The sequence below is a fragment of the Jatrophihabitans sp. genome (assembly GCF_035474675.1).
Taxonomy (GTDB): Bacteria; Actinomycetota; Actinomycetes; order Mycobacteriales; family Jatrophihabitantaceae; genus Jatrophihabitans_A.
The window spans coordinates 1-17,715 of the sequence record NZ_DATINC010000039.1 but is presented as its reverse complement, the minus strand read 5'-3'; the positions used below and the strand labels follow the sequence as shown (position 1 = coordinate 17,715).

Sequence of the window (17,715 nt, the reverse complement as noted above, 5' to 3'; positions counted from 1 at the left end):
GGCAGGTAGGCCGGGTTCTCGGCCGCCAGCAGCCGTCGCATCTGGACGGCCTCCTCGACCGGTGCGACCGCTTCTTGCCGGCGGCCGACCTGGCTGTAATGGCTGCCGAGGTTGCTCAACGCCGTCGCCAGGTCGGGCAGGTAGGCCGGGTTCTCGGCCGCCAGCACCCGACGCATCTGAACGGCCTCCTCGACCGGTGCGACCGCTTCTTGCCGGCGGCCGACCTGGCTGTAACGGATGCCGAGGTTGCTCAACGCCGTCGCCAGGTTAGGCAGGTGAGCCAGGTTCTCGGCCGCTAGCGTCCGGTACCGCTGGACGGCCTCCTCGACCGGTGCGACCGCTTCTTGCCAGCGGCCGACCTCGCTGTAGCGGTTGCCGAGGTTGCTCAACGCCGAGGCCAGGTCGGGCAGGTAGGCCGGGTTCTCGGCCGCCAGCACCCGACGCATCTGGACGGCCTCCTCGACCGGTGCGACCGCTTCTTGCCGGCGGCCGACCTGGCTGTAGCGGATGCCGAGGTTGCCCAACGCCGTCGCCAGGTCGGGAAGGTAGGCCGGGTTCTCAGACGCCAGCACCCGGTACCGCTGGACAGCCTCCTCGGCCGGTGCGACCGCTTCTTGCCGGCGGCCGACCTCGCTGTATGGGTTGCCGAGTTTGCCCAACGCCGAGGCCAGGTCGGGCAGGTGAGCCAGGTTCTCGGCCGCTAGCGTCCGGTACCGCTGGACGGCTTCCTCGGCCGGTGCGACCGCTTCTTGCCGGCGGCCGACCTCGCTGTAGCAGATGCCGAGGTTGCTCAACGCCGAGGCCAGGTTAGGCAGGTAGGCCGGGTTCTCAGTCGCCAGCACCCGGTACCGCTGGACGGCCTCCTCGGCAAGGGCAAGCGCGCCTATTGGGTCCCGTCGCTCAGCCAAATAGGTACTCAGCGCATGACATGCCACGGCCACATCCGGGCGCAGAGAGGGTGAACCGGTGCTGAGGTCGCGTAGCATGTCTAGACCGTCTGGGCCGGCCTGAATTGCATGCCGCCAGGCGTACCGCCAGAGGTAGACCGGCTGCTCAGTTGGCATCCCGTCTTCCAATAAGCTCCGATAACGCCTCAGCAACCCCGACGCCACGGCGCGGGCCCTGGCTTCAAATGCTTCGTCGGAGAGAGCCGTTCGCAGTAGGTCGGCGATGCTTTGATGAGCCAGTCGGTATACCGCCACGCCGCCCTCGCCGTCCTGGATGACGAACCGGCCGAGCTGATTCAGCAGCCAGGAGACATCGTCACGGTTTGCGGGTGGTTCCAGGTTCGACAGCGCCTGTGAAACGCACAGCCACTCGTCCTCCGGAAAACCCGCACCGTACGCCCATGTCAGGGCGGCAAGTAACTCGCGCCCGAGTTTTGCCGAATCCGTCCCGATCCGATGCCGAGGGGGTTCCAGCATGGCCAGGTTCAGCTCAAACGCACTCGTCAGCGACGTGACGATCCGCGGCTGCCAGCCATCCGACGCCGTGTCGACCGGATCCTTGCGGAGTTGGTCGGTGAGCAGTCGTGCGATCAGGAATGGCTCTCCCGAGGTTGCCTCAGTCCGTCTCAGGAACTCGTCGGCGACCAGTTCCGGATCCATGGATTTAGCGACACCCCGCAGGCGGTTGTTGATGTAGGACCGCATGGCCCGCCGCCCACTCTCCGCAGCTGCGGCATCGTCGAGGTCTAAAAGACCGGACAGGTGGCCGAGCGAGCCGACTAGGTCGGGACTGTCACCCTCGCCGAGAATATTGCGGGTCGATACGACCACTGTCACCCATTCACCTAGCCGGACCAGCAGGTTGCGCGCGATATCGAAGGCTTCGCCTCGGGCCTCATCCAGCCCGTCCACCGCCAGTACCGGAGGCTGGCCGGCCGGCCAACCAGCCGCGGCCTGTTCGACCGCGCCGAGCAGCAGGTTCGCATTGGTCCGTCCATGTTCAGTTCGGTCCAGGAAACCAGTGGCCTCCAGGCCCGCGTTGAGCACCTCAGCAAGCCGGTTCGCAGTCAGGCCTCGGGCATGGGCATGGGCAACGATCGAGCCCAGTCCCGGATCAGCATGTCCCAGTGGACCCTGCGTAAGAAGGCGCTTTCGCTCGGCCTGCACCGATGCGCTGACCACCCGGCCGAGCACGGCCGACTTGCCGGTACCAGCGGAACCGGTAATGACGTGCACGCCGAGCTGACGTTCATGCACCCAACCGACAACCTGGTCGACTTCTGCGGTGCGACCTGTGAACCACGACTGCGGCCCCTCGCCACTTCGCGCGGCAAGCAGCAGGTGCTCGACGACCTGCGGTGGCGCGTTTTCTACCCACAGTGGATTCCGCACCATGAACCAGGCACTGCCAGTCGATTGGTAGACCGGCTGTTGAGGCTCGATAGCTGGCCATTCCTTGAGCAAGGCGTCGCATAGATCGTCACCCCGCACTTGGGGACTGTGCACCGACCACCGGCGCTTGAGGTCCGGATCTGTGGGGCCATCGGCCAACAGCCGCTGCAACTCCCTGGCGAAGACGCCGTCGCGAGCCGTCAGGTCAGCCTGGGTGGCCGCGAGAACTCCCACCCAGGGTGGCCTAGCGCTCGACGTGGTCAGCGACCCGAACAGTTCCGCGGCGATCGCTGCGGTATCCACGGCGCCGCCGGCGAAGCAGGTGTCCACCACGAACAGCAGTTGATTGGCGCCCGACAACGCGCACGGTCCGAGCACATCGGTTGGAGACAGGCCTCCCGTCGGGTCGGGGTCGCTGTTCTTGGCCATCAGTCGCAGGGACGTCTTCTGCCCGGGGGCAACGCCATGGCCTGACCACACGGCAACCAGCACACCGTCGTGGTCTGGAAAATGTCCCTTGATCTGGCGCAGTCGAGCGCGAATCTCCTCCTCAACTGGGTCGCACAGCGGCTCGCCCTCGAAGCCGACCAGCAGGCGCTGTATCCCAATGACATCGGCGATCGGATGGTCGAGTTTGGGGAGGCCCGAGTCGTAGTGGTCCACTGCGACGCCGAAGAAGAGCGCGGAACCCTCAGCCACCTCAGTCCCCCCATAGACAGGCAACGCACCACCCGCTGGCTATCCTGCCCGAGCGAACGGCACTCGGCAGGCATTCTGGACCAGCCGGTGGAATTACTCCACCGTTATCTAAGGCGGCCGACTTATCAGGATCGTCTGTCCATCGGTTGGCGCGTGTCCGTCTACGCCGTCGCTCAGCCGAGGCTGGACGCGGCGAAGGTGTCGCAGCCGGCAGGGTCACCGCCCTTGTATCCGGTGCCGAACCACTTCTGCCGCTGCGCGGACGAGCCGTGGGTGAACTTGCTCTGGTCCACCCCGCCGCTGCCCAGGTGGGACTGGATCCAGTCGTCGCCGATCCGGCCCGCGGTGTCCAGTGCGGCGTTGATGTCGGACTGGGTGAGGTTCTCGATGAACGGCCGGCCGTTGGCCGCCGGCACCGTGGTGGCGTGGTTGGCCCACACCCCGGCCAGGCAGTCGGCCTGCAGTTCCAGCCGTACCGAGTCGGAGTTCGCGCCGGTCCCGCGGTCGATCTTGCCCGAGATGCCCAGCAGGTCCTGCACATGGTGGCCGTACTCGTGGGCCAGCACGTAGGCGTTGACGAACGGCCCGCCGGTGGCGCCGAACTGGGTCTTGAGCTCGTCGAAGAACTGCAGGTCGATGTAGACCTTCTTGTCCGCCGGGCAGTAGAACGGGCCCACCCCGGAGTCGGCGGCCCCGCAGCCGGTGCTGACCTGGCCGGTGAAGAACACGGTGGGGGACTTGGTGTAGCGCTTGCCCAGCTCCGGCAGCTCGCTGGTCCAGAACGCCTGGATCGAGTCGATGTCGGCGACGATGGCACAGTCCGATCGCTGGTTGGCGTCGGCACCGGTCTTGCATTCGCTGGCCAGGTCGGAGTTGTCGACCGAGCTGGGGTTGGAGCCCTGGCCGAGGCTGCTCAGGCCGCCGGGCAGCGAGCCGGTCGAGCCGTCGCCACCCCCGCCACCGAGGACGTTGAACAGCACCACCACGATCAGGCCGACCAGTCCGAGCCCGCCGCCACCGGCAGCCAGGCCGCCCCTCCCGCCGAGGCCGCCGAACCCGCCACCGCCCCGGGCGTCCTGTACCTGCGAAGTGTCGAGCTGGGCGTCGTCGTTGAACTGCATCGTCCACCATCCGCCGTCGAGCGGTCCCCGTTGCTGGAGCCGCCGCATTCTGGAGAAACGGTACCTGGCCCGCGGTCCGGTACCCTGGTCAGACGTGAGCACCGTTCCGCGCTGAGCATTGGACCAACCGCCTCCGCAGCCGTCCGGCCCGCCAGCCCGAAACCGAAAGTGCTACTCCCATGATCACCGCGACCGACCTGGAACTGCGCGCGGGTGCCCGGCTGCTCCTGGAACCCACCACGCTGCGGGTCCAGCCCGGCGACCGGATCGGGCTGGTCGGCCGCAACGGCGCCGGCAAGACCACCACCCTCAAAGTGCTGGCCGGCGAGGCGCTGCCGCACGCCGGCCAGCTGAGCAGCAGCTCCCCGGTCGGCTATCTGCCGCAGGACCCCCGCACCGGCGACCTCGCCCAGAAGGCCGGTGACCGGGTGCTGTCGGCCCGCGGCCTGGACGCGATCCTGCACGAGCTCACCGCGGTCGGGCACCGGCTGGCCGACGAGCACGGCGACGAGGCGCTGGTCCGCCGCTACGGCCAGCTCGAGGAGCGGTTCTCCAGCCTCGGCGGGTATGCCGCCGAAGCCGAGGCAGCCCGGATCTGCGCGCACCTGGGCCTGCCCGAGCGGGTGCTGGCCCAACCGCTGGGGACGCTGTCCGGCGGGCAGCGCAGGCGCATCGAGCTGGCCCGGATCCTGTTCGCCGACTCGGCCGGCGAGCCCTCCACCCTGCTGCTGGACGAGCCCACCAACCACCTCGACGCCGACTCGATCACCTGGCTGCGCGACTTCCTCAAGGGGCACAAGGGCGGCCTGATCGTGGTCAGCCACGACGTGGAGCTGCTGGACGCGGTGGTCAACAAGGTCTGGTACCTCGATGCCAACCGCAGCGTGGTGGACGTCTACAACGTCGGCTGGAAGACCTACCTCGGCCAGCGCGAGGCCGACGAGCGGCGCCGCAACCGGGAGCGAGCCAACGCCGAGCGCAAGATCGACGCGCTGCGCGGGCAGGCCGACAAGATGCGGGCCAAGGCCACTAAGGCCAAGGCCGCCCAGCAGATGCTGCGCCGTGCCGACGCGCTCGACGCGGGCCTGGCCGAGGTGCGGGTGCGCGACAAGGTGGCCAAGCTGCGCTTCCCGGAGCCGGCTCCGTGCGGGCGCACCCCGCTGACCGCCGAGGGCCTGTCGAAGTCCTACGGCTCGCTGGAGGTGTTCACCGACGTGGGGCTGGCCATCGACCGGGGCACCCGGGTGGTGGTGCTGGGCCTCAACGGCGCCGGCAAGACCACCCTGCTGCGGCTGCTGGCCGGCGCGGAGCAGCCCGACACCGGTGAGGTGGTGCAGGGCCACGGCCTGCGGCTGGGCTACTACGCCCAGGAGCACGAGACCCTGGACACCGAACGGACGGTGCTGGAGAACATGCGCAGCGCCGCCCCGGACCCCGCCGACCTGCAACTGCGCAGTGTGCTGGGCGCCTTCCTGTTCTCCGGCGAGGACGTCGACAAGCCGGCCGGGGTGCTCTCCGGTGGCGAGAAGACCCGGCTGGCGCTGGCCATGCTGGTGACCAGCGCGGCCAACGTGCTGCTGCTGGACGAGCCCACCAACAACCTCGACCCGGCCAGCCGGCAGCAGGTGCTGGACGCGCTGCGCCGCTACACCGGGGCCATCGTGCTGGTGACGCACGACGAGGGCGCGGTGCAGGCCCTGAACCCGGACAAGGTCATCCTGCTGCCCGACGGGGTCGAGGACTCCTGGAGCGCCGACCTGGCAGACCTGATCGCGCTGGCCTGACGCCGCCGGCGCTCCGCGCCCGACCTGATCGCGCCGGTCCGGGTCCTTGACTGGATCGCCCACATTGACTGCAGCCGTGCGAGTTGCCCATTGCGGTGGGCTGGCCGGCCTGCTAGCAAGGTGATTGCGTGCAAAAAGGATCACGGCGCTCGGCATCCAATGAGAGGACTGACGGTGGCTGATCTGAAAAAGGGCGCCCGCATCACGGGGCCCGACCGAAGCAAGTTGGCGATCGAAGTCAAGAAGCAGTATGAGAAGGGCCGCAGCATCCGCGAACTGGCGGACAGCCACGGCCGCTCCTACGGCTTCATCCACCGGTTGCTGAGCGAGAACGAGGTGTCGCTGCGCAGCCGCGGCGGCGCCACCCGGGGAAAGAAGAACGTCTCCTGACGGCCGGGACTGCTACCTGGGCGTCCGGCATCCCGGCCGACGCCGGGTTCGGCGTCCAGCTGTCCCAGGCTGACCAGGTTGCCACCGTCACGCTGAACCGGCCGGCCAAGCGCAACGCCCAGACCCCGTTGACCTGGGCCTGGCTGAGCCGGACGGTCAACGCGCTGCCCGGCACGGTGCGGGTGCTGGTGGTGCGCGGCGAGGGCTCGTCCTTCTCGGCCGGGCTGGACCGGGCGCTGTTCACCCCCGACGGCATCGAGGGCATCCCCGGCGTGCTGCAGCTGGCCCGGATGGGGCACGACGAGGCCAGCGCCGAGATCGCCAGCTACCAGCACGGCCTGGGCGTCTTCGCGCGTCCCGGACTGGTCAGCCTCGCGCTGGTGCAGGGCCACGCGGTCGGGGCCGGCTTCCAGCTCAGCCTGGCCTGCGACGTCCGGATCGCCGCCTCGGACGCCCGGTTCACCATGGCCGAGGTCAGCCTCGGCCTGGTGCCCGACCTGGGTGGCACCAAGCGGCTGGTGGAGCTGGTCGGCTACTCCCGGGCCGCCGAGATCTGCCTGACCGGCCGCCGGGTGGACGCCGCCGAGGCCGAGCGGATCGGGCTGGTCAGCTCGGTGGTCGCCCCGGACGAGCTGGCCGCGGCGGGGGAGCGGTTCGTGGCCAGCATCCTGGAGAAGCCGGCGTCCGCGGTGGCGGAGATCAAGGCGCTGCTGCTGGCCGCTGCCGACCGGTCCCAGAGCGATCAGGAGCGGGCCGAGCGGGAGGCCCAGCACCGGCAGTTGCGGGTGCTGGCTGGCCTGCCCGAGTAGCGGGGGCGGCTCCCGGATTCCCAGGAACGCTGGATGGCGCCGGAGCGGGGTTGGCGAAGTTTGCGCTGCCAGCGAATTAGACCCTGGGCGGGCAGCGGCCGGTTCCGGCAGTCCGGATAATCGAGCGGTGATGACGCGATGATGCCGGGCGGCGGCATGCACGGCGGCTACTCGGTGATGCGATCGATGCGCCGGGACTCCACGCTGTCCAAGCGGGCGCTGCGGGCCGGCACCGCCCGCCGGGTGATCGCCTTCGCCCGGCCGTACCGCCTCGAGCTGCTGTTCTTCCTGGTGATCATCGTTCTGGATGCGCTGATCGGCGTCGCCACCCCGGTGCTGGCCGGCCGGGTGGTCAACCAGATCACCGGCCACGGCGAGGTCCGGGTGGTGGTCTGGATCGCGGTGATCATCGCGGGTCTGGCGGTGGTGGACGCCGGCCTGTCGCTGGCCCAGCGCTGGTACTCCTCCCGGATCGGCGAGGGCCTGATCTTCGATCTGCGCACCTCGGTGTTCAACCACGTGCAGCGGATGCCGCTGGCCTTCTTCACCCGCACCCAGACCGGTGCCCTGGTCAGCCGGCTCAACAGCGACGTGCTCGGCGCCCAGCAGGCCTTCACCTCGACGCTGTCCGGAGTGGTCAGCAACATCGTCAGCCTGACCTTCACCGCGGCGGTGATGTTCACGCTGTCCTGGCAGATCACCGCGCTGGCACTGGTGCTGCTGCCGGTGTTCGTGCTGCCGGCCAAGCGGGTCGGCGCCACGCTGCAGGTCATCACCCGCGAGTCCTACGGCCTGAATGCCTCGATGAACGCCACCATGACCGAGCGGTTCAACGTCTCCGGGGCGCTGCTGGTGAAGCTGTTCGGCAAGCCCGAGGAGGAGTCGGCGTCGTTCAGCTCGCGGGCCGCCCGGGTGCGCGACATCGGCGTCCGGTCGGCGATGTACGGCCGTGCCCTGTTCGCCGCGCTCAGCCTGGTGGCTAGCCTGGCCCAGGCGCTGGTCTACGGCCTGGGCGGCTACTACGCGCTGACCGGGCAGCTGTCCACCGGCACCGTGGTCACCCTGGCGCTGCTGCTGTCGCGGCTGTACGGGCCCCTCATGCAGCTGTCCAATGTCCGGGTGGACGTGATGAGCGCCCTGGTCAGCTTCGACCGGGTCTTCGAGGTGCTCGACCTCGCCCCGCTGATCGACGACGCCCCGGGCGCGGTGCCGATCGCCCCGAACGCTGCGACGATCTCCTTCGACGACGTGTGGTTCTCCTACCCGAGTGCTGCCGAGGTGTCGCTGGCCTCGCTGGAGGACGTCGCGGTGCTGGACCAGACACCCACCCAGGACGTGCTGCGCGGGGTCAGCTTCACCGCCGAGGCTGGGCAGATGATCGCGCTGGTCGGCCCGTCCGGCGCCGGCAAGACCACCATCAGCCAGCTGGTGCCGCGGATCTACGACGTCCGGTCCGGCGCGGTGCGGGTCGGCGGGCAGGACGTCCGGTCGGTCACCCAGCAGTCGCTGCGGGACGTGATCGGGGTGGTCAGCCAGGACGCCCACCTGTTCCACGACACCATCGCCAACAACCTGCGCTACGCCAAGCCTCAGGCCAGCGACGCGGAGCTGTGGCAGGCGCTGACCGCGGCCAACATCGCCGACAAGATCGCCGAGCTGCCCGACCGGCTCGACACCGTGGTGGGCGACCGGGGCTACCGGCTTTCCGGCGGGGAGAAGCAGCGGATCGCGATCGCCCGGCTGCTGCTCAAGGCCCCGCCGATCGTGATCCTGGACGAGGCCACCGCCCACCTGGACTCCGAGAGCGAGCGGGCGGTGCAGACCGCACTCGCGGTGGCGCTGGAACGCCGGACGTCGCTGGTGATCGCGCACCGGCTGTCCACCATCCGGTCCGCCGACCAGGTGCTGGTGATCGACGAGGGCCGGATCGTGGAGTCCGGCACCCACGAGGAGCTGCTGCGCGCCGACGGGCTGTACGCCGAGCTGTACCGCACCCAGTTCGCGCCAAGCAGCGAAGCTCGCGACGCGGACGTCGAAGCCGAGGTAGTCAGCTGACCCAGGTCCATCATGGACATGTGCAGACGACGTCGCTGTCCGATCTGAAAGCCCATCTGTTCGAGTACGTAGAGCGTGCGGAACGGGAGCACGAGCAGTACACGATTACCCGCAATGGCCGGCCCGCGGTCGTCATGGTGTCGGCCGCGGAATGGGAGTCGGTGCAGGAGACACTGTTCTGGCTCTCGCAGCCAGGTATCCGTGAAGACCTCGCCCAAGCCGAAAATGACATCGTGGCGGGGCGGGTCTACGACGAGACTCAGGTCCGGCAGGCGTTGAACTTATCCCCGAAGCGGTGACTCGGGGCACGCCGGAGTACCGCACGGTGCTCACCGCAGCCGCGTTGCGGAGCCTGCAGGCGGTCCCGCCACGGGTGGCCGAGCCGCTGGTGGCTTTCATTTTCGGCAGCCTCGCCGAAGAGCCGAAGCGTCGCGGCAAGCCACTGCGGGTGAGTTGACCGGACGATGGGCTGCCCGGCGCGGGGACTTTCGCGTCATCTACCGACTCGACGATGACGCCAAGACGATGTACGTCCTCAAGATCGCCCGGCGTGGTGACGTGTACCGCTCACGGTGAGATGCAGGCTCACCGCTCCCAGCTGCTCAAGTCGCGATCAACGAGCCCATTCTCTCGTCTGGCTAAGGTCAATCGGGTATGGCCGGGGCGGCACCTGGCGCGAGCGCCTCCGTCCGATTCTGGACCTAGAGTGCTTCATGGGACAGCGTTGGGAGTAGGGCACACGAGACCCATGACAGCGCGAAGCCCGGCTGCTCACCGTCCGGAGAGGAGCCGGGCCCACTTCCCTCGGCTAGTGCCTCGGGCTGGTCTCAGCGTACCGCCGAGTTGACCACTGTCAATCTTAAAACCATCCGAGCCGAACTCAGGTGACGGCAAGCGAGGCGACCATCTCGTCCGGCGAAGCCAGCAGGTTTCCGAACGCCAGCTCTGCGGCGCCGATCAGGGCGGAGTCCTGGTCGAGGCCGGGGAGCAGCACCTGCACGCCGGCCCGAGCGGCGGCCATGGCACGGCGGTCCAGTTCGGTCTCCACCGACACCCGGTCCAGCCGGACCACCTCGGCCAGCGAGCCACCGACCACGATGACCTGCGGATTGAAGCAGTTGACCACGTTGGCCAGGCACCGGCCGAGCCAGATCGCCACCGTGTGCACGGCGGCCACCGCCCGCCGGTCACCGGCCGCGGCTTCGGAGAACACCGCCGCCACCACCTTCGGCCCGTGCTGGTCGGTGACCCCGGCCGCCCGCAGCAGGGCGTGCTCGCCGATGTAGGTCTCGATGCAGCCGGTACTGCCGCAGTGGCACGGCGGACCGTCCGGGTTCACCGTCATGTGCCCGATCTCGCCGGCGTAGCCGCCGGCCCCGTGCAACTGGCTGCCCTCGGCGATGATGCCGCCGCCCACCCCGACGCTGCCGTTGAGGTAGACGACGTTGTCGTAGCCGATCGCCGCGCCGCGCTGGTGCTCGGCGACCGCGCCCAGGTCGGCGTCGTTGCCGACCTGCACGTCCAGGTGCCGGGGCATCCGCTTGGCCAGCAGCGCCGCGAACGGCACCGCCCGCCAGTTCAGGTTCGGAGCGTGCTCGACGAAGCCGTCCCGACGCCGCACGGTGCCCGGGATGCTGACCCCGACGCCCACCGCCCCCTGCGAGCCGGGCAGCCGGTCGGCCAGCCACGCGGCGTCGGAGACGATCTGGCCGACCACCGCCTGCGGCAGCCGGTCGGCGTTGTCGATGGCGGTGACCCGCCGGTCGTGCACGGTGCCGCCCAGCCCCACCGCCGCGGTGACGATCCGCTCGACGGCCACCTCGACGGCCAGCACGTACGGGCCGTCCGGCCGGGGCGCCACCACGTGCGACGGCCGGCCGGCCCGGTCCCGCCCGGACGGCACGTACTCGGTGACCAGCCCGAGCGCCACCAGGTCGGACACCAGGGCGCCGATGGTGCTGCGGTTGAGGCCCATCGCGGCGGTCAGGTCTGCCCGGGTCAGCTCACCGTGCTGGTGGATCGAGCGGAGCAGTTGGCTGAGGTTGTGCCGGCGGATCTCCTCCGGTCGAACGGCAACCCGTTGCGCGGCCAACGACCCACCTTTCTGCCGAGAACGTTTTCTGGCAAGGATGTCTCTGCCGGGAACGGCACGTAACCGGACGCGCCGGACTCAGCCGCCCGGGCATCAGGACCGGCCGGGTCAGCCCAGGCCGGCGGCACCCGCCCGGCGCCGGGACAGTGCATCCACCGCCGCGGCCAGCAGCAGCACCGCGCCGGTGACGATGTACTGGATCGAGTCGCGGTTGTTGCCCTGCACCAGGTCGGCCATGCCGTTGGCGATCACCGCGACCACCAGGCCGCCGATCACCGCGTCCGCCGGGCGCCCGCGACCGCCGAACAGGCTGGTGCCGCCGATCACCGCCGCGCCCACCGCCAGCAGCAGGGTGTTGCCGCCGCCGGTGTTGGCGTCCACCGAGTGGGTGTTCGACGCGATCAGCACACCGCCGATGGCGGCCATGAACGAGCTGATCACGAACACCGAGATCCGGATCCGGTCGGTCCGGATACCGGCCCGGTGGGCCGCCTCGGTGTTGCCGCCGACGGCGTAGACGTGCCGGCCGTACCGGGTGCGGGAGAGCACGAAGGTCCACACGGTGAAGAAGAAGCCGATCAGCAGCACCACCCACGGCACGCCCTGCAGGGCCGGCGGTCGGACCATCACCAGCTTGCCGCCCTGGTTGATCAGCTGGGTGCCGCCGGTGCCGCCCCGGTTGCGGTTGAGCAGATACACCGCCACCACCAGCAGCGCTGCCAGCGCCGCCACCTTGAGCGCCACCAGCGAGACCGGCTCGGCGATCAGCCCCGCCCGGCTGCGCGAGGTCACCTGCTGCAGCTTGACCAGCCCGTAGCCGACCACCGCCACCACGACCAGCAGCCAGCCGAGCCAGGGTGACATCTGGCCGTTGTAGAGGTCGGTGATGAAGTCGTCGGTGATCGAGATGTTGCCGTGCGCCCCCTTGCCGTTCAGCACGAAGAACAGCTCCACGCCTTGGAAGGCCAGGAACAGCGCCAGGGTGACCACGAAGGACGGGATGCGCACCTTGGCGCACAGCCAGCCGGTGAACGTGCCGATCACCAGCCCGCAGACCAGCGCGGCGCCGATCGCGGCCGGCCAGGGCCAGTCGTAGCCGACCGACAGCCGGGCCATCAGGGCCGCGCAGACGCCGGCCGCGGTGCCGGCCGCCAGGTCGATCTCACCGAGCAGCAGGACGAAGACCAGCCCCATCGCGATGAAGATGGTGGGGGAGGACTGCTTGAGCAGGTCGGAGAAGTTGGCCAGCGAGCCGAACGTCGGGTGCAGGATCCAGAACACGATGACCAGCACCACCAGGCCCGCCACCGCCGGCAGCGAGCCCATGTCGCCGCTGCGCACCCGTTGGGTGTAGGTGCGGAAGTAGTCGCTGATGCCGCCCTCGATCGGGGCGGTGGCGGCCACCGCGGCCAGGTCCCCGTGCGCCGGGGCGGTGTCGGGGTCGGTGCTGGTCGGGCTGGACTCCGGGGTCACGCTCGAGGTGGTCATGTCACACTCCTGCGGTCGCGCTGCTGGCTGGCAGGCCGATGGTGCCGGTTCGGCCGGTGGTGATCAGCTCGACCAGCTGTTGTTGGTCGACCTCCTTGCGGTCCACGATGGCCGCCATCCGGCCCAGGTAGAGCACCGCGATGCGGTCGGCCACCTGCAGCACGTCGTTCATGTTGTGGCTGATCAGCACCACGGCGATGCCCTGGTCGGCGAGCCGGCGGACCAGCTCGAGCACCTGGGCGGTCTGGGCCACGCCGAGGGCGGCGGTGGGTTCGTCCAGCAGCACCACCTTGGACTGCCAGAGCACCGACTTGGCGATCGCCACCGTCTGGCGCTGGCCGCCGGACAGGCTCGACACCCGCTGCCGGACCGACTTGACGGTGCGTACGTGCAGCGACTCCAGCGCGCCGGCGGCCGCCTTCTCCATGGCGATCTCGTCGAGCACCGGGCCGGACAGCGACTCCCGGCCCAGGAACATGTTCTGCACGATGTCGAGGTTGTCGCACAGCGCCAGGTCCTGGTAGACGATCTCGATGCCGAGTTCGGAGGCCTGCCGCGGGCTGTGCACGTGCACCTCGCGGCCTTCGAAGAAGAACTCGCCGGAATCGATCGTGTACGTGCCACCGATGCACTTGACCAGGGTGGACTTGCCGGCGCCGTTGTCACCCACCAGCGCGGTGACCTGGCCTGCGTAGGCGTCGAAGTCGACGCTGCGCAGCACCTCCACCGGTCCGAAGCTCTTGTTGATCGCTCGCAGGCTCAAAGTCGGTTCGGCCATGGCTGTTCCTGCCTCTGCTGGCGGGGGGATGACTGCTGGAAAGACGGGAGTAGCCGCGGTGGGGCGGCGGGGCTCGAAGCGCTCGCCGCCCCACCACGGAACTCGGGGTTACCTACTTACTTGACGCCGTTCTGGCTGCACAGGGCGGCAAAGTTACCGGTGCAGACCTGGTCCTTCGGGGTGTAGCCGTCGTTGATCGGCTGGGCCACGTTCTCCTTGGTGATCGCGATCGGGGTGGCCAGGATGGCCGGCACGTCCTGGCCGGTCTGGGTGTCCTTGATGGTCCCGGTGGTGGTCGGGGTCTGGCCGTTGACGATCTGGGCGATCGCGTCGATGGCCGGCACCGCCTCCTGCGCCGACGGCTTGTAGATGCTGAAGCACTGGTCGCCGCTCATGATGTTCTGCAGGCCCTGCGCGGTGGCGTCCTGGCCGGACACCGCCACCTTGCCGTTCAGCTTCTGGTTCTTCAGCGCCGCGATCACCGAGTTGGCCATGCCGTCGTTGGCCACCATCACCGCGTTGATGCCCGGGGTCTTGCGCAGCATGGCGGTGAAGGTGGTGCCGGCGACCGCGTTGTCCCACTTGGCGATGGACTGGTCGTCGGCCTTCTTCCAGCCCGGCTGCTTGGACAGCACGCCGTCGTAGCCCTGCTTGAACAGGGTGGCGTTGTTGTCGGTCGGTGCGCCGTTGACGTCGACGTAGGTCACCGAGCTCTTGCCGGCCACCTGCGGGCACTTGACCAGCGCGTTGCCCTGCGCGGTGCCGACCGCCACGTTGTCGTAGGAGATGTAGAGCGCGGCCTTGCCACCCAGGGTGAGCCGGTCGTAGTCGATAGTGGTGATGCCCTTGCTCTGCGCCTCCTGCTGGATGGCCGCGCCGGACGCCGAGTCCAGGTTGGTGATCATCAGCACCTTCACGCCGTTGTTGGCCATGCTCTCGGCGATGGTCTTCATCTTGCCGGCGTCGTTCTGCGCGTTCTGGATGTCGCAGTCGAGGTTGACCTTCTTGCACTCGGCCGCCATCGCGTTCGGGTCGGAGGTGACCCAGCGCTGCGAGGACTGGGTGTCGGGCAGGATGATGCCGACCTTGGCGCCCTTGCCGTCGAGCGCGCCGCCCGAGCCGGAGCTGGCGGAGGCGCTGCTGCTTGCGCTGGTGCTGCTGCCGCCGGCGGGGGCGGAGTTGTCATCGTTCTTGTCCGAGGAACATGCGGCCAGCGCGAGCGAGGCCGCGGCCCCGACAACGATGAGGCCGATTGCGCTCTTGCGCATGGGCAATTCCGCCTTTCGCGGTGCAGGATCGACGGCGCGGCTGTCAGTGAGGGCGTCGATCGGAAGAAATGTTGTCGGCGGAAACATATCCCCGAAGTTGCGCAACAGCAAAGACCCCGACACCGAGTTGTTACCGATGCGTGCTGAGCCGTGTGGTCTAGACGATTCTGCTTAACAACAAGCACACACTGAGCGGGGGTTTCGGCCTCGTTCGCCCTGTGTGATACCCAGCGGTCGCCGGGACGACGCGTGGGTATCACACCCATCGCGAGGGATGGCGCCGCGGGCTGCGCCGGCCGGTGAGTGAGTCGAGCGGCGGGCCGCAGCCCGGCGGCGGGTGTCAGTCCAGCGCGGGGGCCGTCAGTCCAGCAGCGGGCGTCAGTCCAGCAGCGAGCGCAGCACGTACTGCATGATTCCGCCGTGCCGGTAGTACTCGGCCTCGCCGGGGGTGTCGATGCGCACCGTGGCGGTGAACGTCCACGGCTCGCCGCCACCGGCTGAGCCGTCCGCCGTCGCCGGGGTGGCCCGGACCTCGACCTCGTTCGGGATCCGGCCGTCGTTCAGCGCCGTCACCCCCACGATGTCGAAGGTCTCGGTGCCAGTCAGCCCCAGCGTCTCGGCGTTCTCGCCCTTGGGGTACTGCAGTGGCAGCACGCCCATCCCGATCAGGTTGGACCGGTGAATCCGCTCGTAGGACTCGGCGATCACCGCCCGGACGCCGAGCAGCGCGGTGCCCTTGGCCGCCCAGTCCCGCGAGGACCCGGAGCCGTACTCCTTGCCGGCCAGGATCACCAGCGGGGTGCCGGCCTCGGCGTAGCTCACCGAGGCGTCGTAGATGGTGGTCACCGGCGCGTTGGCCGGGTCGCCGCCGCCGCTGAAGTCGCGGGTGAAACCGCCCTCGGTTCCCGGAGCGATCTGGTTGCGCAGCCGGATGTTGGCGAAGGTGCCCCGGATCATCACCTCGTGGTTGCCACGCCGGGAACCGTAGGAGTTGAAGTCGCGGCGTTGCACGCCGTGCTCGGCCAGGTACTTGCCGGCCGGCGAGTCCACCCGGATGGAACCGGCCGGGCTGATGTGGTCGGTGGTCACCGAGTCGCCCACCTTGACCAGCACCCGGGCACCGCTGATGTCGGTGACCGGGGACGGCTCGCGCTGCATGCCGTCGAAGTACGGGGGCTTGCGGACGTAGGTCGAGTCCGCGTCCCAGGTGAAGGTCCGGCCCTGCGGGGTGGGCAGTGACTGCCAGCGCTCGTCGCCGGCGAAGACGTCGGAGTAGTCGGTCACGAACATCTCGCGGGCGATCGAGGAGGTGACCACCTCTTCGATCTCGGCGGGACTCGGCCAGATGTCGCGCAGGTACACCGGGTTGCCGTCCTGGTCGGTGCCCAGCGGCTCGCTGTACAGGTCGATGTCCATCGTGCCGGCCAGGGCGTAGGCGACCACCAACGGCGGGGAGGCCAGGTAGTTCATCTTGACGTCCGGATTGATCCGGCCTTCGAAGTTGCGGTTGCCCGACAGCACCGCCGTGACCGCCAGGTCGGCTTCGTTGACCGCCGCGCTCACCTCCGGGATCAGCGGGCCGGAGTTGCCGATGCAGGTGGTGCAGCCGTAGCCGACCAGGTTGAACCCGAGCTTGTCCAGGTAGGGGGTCAGGCCCGCCCGGTCGTAGTAGTCGCTGACCACCTTCGAACCCGGCGCCAGCGTGGTCTTGACCCAGGGCTTGCGGGTCAGGCCGCGCTCGACCGCCTTCTTGGCCAGCAGCGCGGCTCCGATCATCACCGACGGGTTGGAGGTGTTGGTGCACGAGGTGATCGCGGCGATGGTCACCGCGCCGTGGTCCAGTTCGAACTCGGTGCCGTCGGGCAGGCTCACCCGGGTGGCCGCGCTCGGCCGGCCGTTGCCGGTGCCTGGCACACCGGTGGATTCCAGTTGACCGGGGGCGGCCTCGGTCCCGCCGCCGTTGTGGCTGGGCGGGTCGCTGGCCGGGAAGGACTCGACCACCGCCTCATCCTGTCCGTTGTGCGGGATGGCCGGATGCCCGGCCGGTTCGTCGACGTAGGCGCCGAGCGCGGACCGGAAGGCGGTCTTGGCGTCGGTGAGCGAGACCCGGTCCTGCGGCCGCTTGGGCCCCGCGATCGAGGGCACCACGCTGCCCAGGTCCAGCTCCAGGTACTCGGAGTACTCGGCCTCGCGCGCCGGGTCGTGCCAGAGCCCCTGCGCCTTGGCGTAGGCCTGCACCAGGTCCAGCTGCTCGGAGCTGCGGCCGGTCAGCTCCAGGTACTTCAGGGTCTCGTCGTCGATCGGGAACACCGCGATGGTGGAGCCGTACTCCGGGCTCATGTTGCCGATGGTGGCCCGGTTGGCCAGCGGGACGGCCGCCACCCCGTCGCCGTAGAACTCCACGAACTTGCCGACCACCCCGTGCTCGCGCAGCATCTCGGTGATGGTCAGCACCAGGTCGGTGGCGGTGGCGGCCTCGGGCAGCTCGCCGGTCAGCTTGAAGCCGACCACCCGGGGAATCAGCATCGACACCGGCTGGCCGAGCATGGCGGCCTCGGCCTCGATGCCGCCGACCCCCCAGCCCACGATGCCCAGCCCGTTGATCATGGTGGTGTGCGAGTCGGTGCCGACCACGGTGTCCGGGTAGGCGGTCAACTCACCGCCGATTTCGCGGCCGAAGACCACCCGCGCCAGGTGCTCGATGTTGACCTGGTGCACGATGCCGGTGCCCGGCGGCACCACCTTGAACTCGTCGAACGCGCTCTGGCCCCAGCGCAGGAACTGGTAGCGCTCGAAGTTGCGCTGGTACTCCAGGTCCACGTTGCCGGCGAAGGCGTCCGGGCCGCCGAACAGGTCGGCGATCACCGAGTGGTCGATCACCAGCTCGGCCGG

General features: G+C 69.2%; 13 protein-coding genes. 6 read left to right on the top strand and 7 right to left on the bottom strand.

Annotated features, from left to right (window positions below; genetic code table 11):
- Both VLJ82_RS04130 and ypfJ read right to left on the bottom strand, forming a co-directional pair.
- The coding region (locus VLJ82_RS04130) for a tetratricopeptide repeat protein (protein WP_408662054.1) at nt 1-3,038 on the bottom strand (3,038 nt) is incomplete at its 3' end.
- 173 nt (nt 3,039-3,211) lie between these two features.
- Nucleotides 3,212-4,159 carry a KPN_02809 family neutral zinc metallopeptidase gene (gene ypfJ / locus VLJ82_RS04125; RefSeq protein ID WP_408662053.1) on the bottom strand — a complete coding sequence of 316 codons (948 nt, stop codon included), beginning with the start codon at nt 4,157-4,159 and terminating at the stop codon, nt 3,212-3,214.
- A gap of 179 nt (nt 4,160-4,338) precedes the next feature.
- On the opposite strand from ypfJ, the gene VLJ82_RS04120 reads away from it, so the two are divergent.
- The 6 genes from VLJ82_RS04120 (at nt 4,339) to VLJ82_RS04095 (ending at nt 9,773) form a co-directional block, all read left to right on the top strand.
- Nucleotides 4,339-5,943: an ABC-F family ATP-binding cassette domain-containing protein gene (locus VLJ82_RS04120; protein ID WP_408662052.1), complete on the top strand. Its 1,605-nt coding sequence runs from the start codon at nt 4,339-4,341 to the stop codon at nt 5,941-5,943.
- Nucleotides 5,944-6,117: 174 nt separating this feature from the next.
- Entirely contained in the window at nt 6,118-6,333 is a 216-nt protein-coding gene (locus VLJ82_RS04115; RefSeq protein ID WP_408662051.1) for a helix-turn-helix domain-containing protein, read from the top strand.
- Nucleotides 6,330-7,142 carry an enoyl-CoA hydratase/isomerase family protein gene (locus VLJ82_RS04110; RefSeq protein ID WP_408662056.1) on the top strand — a complete coding sequence of 271 codons (813 nt, stop codon included), beginning with the start codon at nt 6,330-6,332 and terminating at the stop codon, nt 7,140-7,142. Before VLJ82_RS04115 ends, VLJ82_RS04110 begins: the two co-directional genes overlap by 4 nt.
- A gap of 141 nt (nt 7,143-7,283) precedes the next feature.
- A complete protein-coding gene (locus tag VLJ82_RS04105) occupies nt 7,284-9,197 on the top strand; it encodes an ABC transporter ATP-binding protein (protein WP_408662055.1) in 1,914 nt (637 codons plus the stop codon).
- Nucleotides 9,198-9,217: 20 nt separating this feature from the next.
- Nucleotides 9,218-9,496, top strand: coding sequence for a type II toxin-antitoxin system Phd/YefM family antitoxin (locus VLJ82_RS04100; RefSeq protein WP_408662050.1), 279 nt, complete (start codon nt 9,218-9,220; stop codon nt 9,494-9,496).
- A gap of 154 nt (nt 9,497-9,650) precedes the next feature.
- A complete protein-coding gene (locus tag VLJ82_RS04095) occupies nt 9,651-9,773 on the top strand; it encodes a type II toxin-antitoxin system RelE family toxin (protein WP_408662049.1) in 123 nt (40 codons plus the stop codon).
- A gap of 304 nt (nt 9,774-10,077) precedes the next feature.
- Here the strand turns inward: VLJ82_RS04095 and VLJ82_RS04090 are convergent, their stop codons facing one another.
- The 5 genes from VLJ82_RS04090 to VLJ82_RS04070 all read right to left on the bottom strand — a co-directional run.
- Nucleotides 10,078-11,289 carry an ROK family protein gene (locus VLJ82_RS04090; protein WP_408662048.1) on the bottom strand — a complete coding sequence of 404 codons (1,212 nt, stop codon included), beginning with the start codon at nt 11,287-11,289 and terminating at the stop codon, nt 10,078-10,080.
- A 108-nt stretch (nt 11,290-11,397) separates the two neighbouring features.
- On the bottom strand, nt 11,398-12,777 hold the full coding sequence (locus VLJ82_RS04085) for a sugar ABC transporter permease (RefSeq protein ID WP_408662047.1): 1,380 nt from the start codon (nt 12,775-12,777) through the stop codon (nt 11,398-11,400).
- A gap of 1 nt (nt 12,778) precedes the next feature.
- On the bottom strand, nt 12,779-13,555 hold the full coding sequence (locus VLJ82_RS04080; RefSeq protein WP_408662046.1) for an ATP-binding cassette domain-containing protein: 777 nt from the start codon (nt 13,553-13,555) through the stop codon (nt 12,779-12,781).
- 116 nt (nt 13,556-13,671) lie between these two features.
- Nucleotides 13,672-14,823 carry a sugar ABC transporter substrate-binding protein gene (locus tag VLJ82_RS04075; protein WP_408662045.1) on the bottom strand — a complete coding sequence of 384 codons (1,152 nt, stop codon included), beginning with the start codon at nt 14,821-14,823 and terminating at the stop codon, nt 13,672-13,674.
- A 378-nt stretch (nt 14,824-15,201) separates the two neighbouring features.
- A partial coding sequence (locus VLJ82_RS04070; RefSeq protein WP_408662044.1) for an aconitate hydratase occupies nt 15,202-17,715 on the bottom strand: 2,514 nt, incomplete at its 5' end.

Bases quoted from the DNA above. Each gene is read 5' to 3' on its own strand.
- VLJ82_RS04075 (WP_408662045.1), bottom strand. From the start codon at position 14,823: ATGCGCAAGAGCGCAATCGGCCTCATCGTTGTCGGGGCCGCGGCCTCG.
- VLJ82_RS04105 (WP_408662055.1), top strand. From the start codon at position 7,284: ATGCCGGGCGGCGGCATGCACGGCGGCTACTCGGTGATGCGATCGATG.
- VLJ82_RS04120 (WP_408662052.1), top strand. From the start codon at position 4,339: ATGATCACCGCGACCGACCTGGAACTGCGCGCGGGTGCCCGGCTGCTC.
- ypfJ (WP_408662053.1), bottom strand. From the start codon at position 4,159: ATGCAGTTCAACGACGACGCCCAGCTCGACACTTCGCAGGTACAGGAC.
- VLJ82_RS04080 (WP_408662046.1), bottom strand. From the start codon at position 13,555: ATGGCCGAACCGACTTTGAGCCTGCGAGCGATCAACAAGAGCTTCGGA.
- VLJ82_RS04085 (WP_408662047.1), bottom strand. From the start codon at position 12,777: ATGACCACCTCGAGCGTGACCCCGGAGTCCAGCCCGACCAGCACCGAC.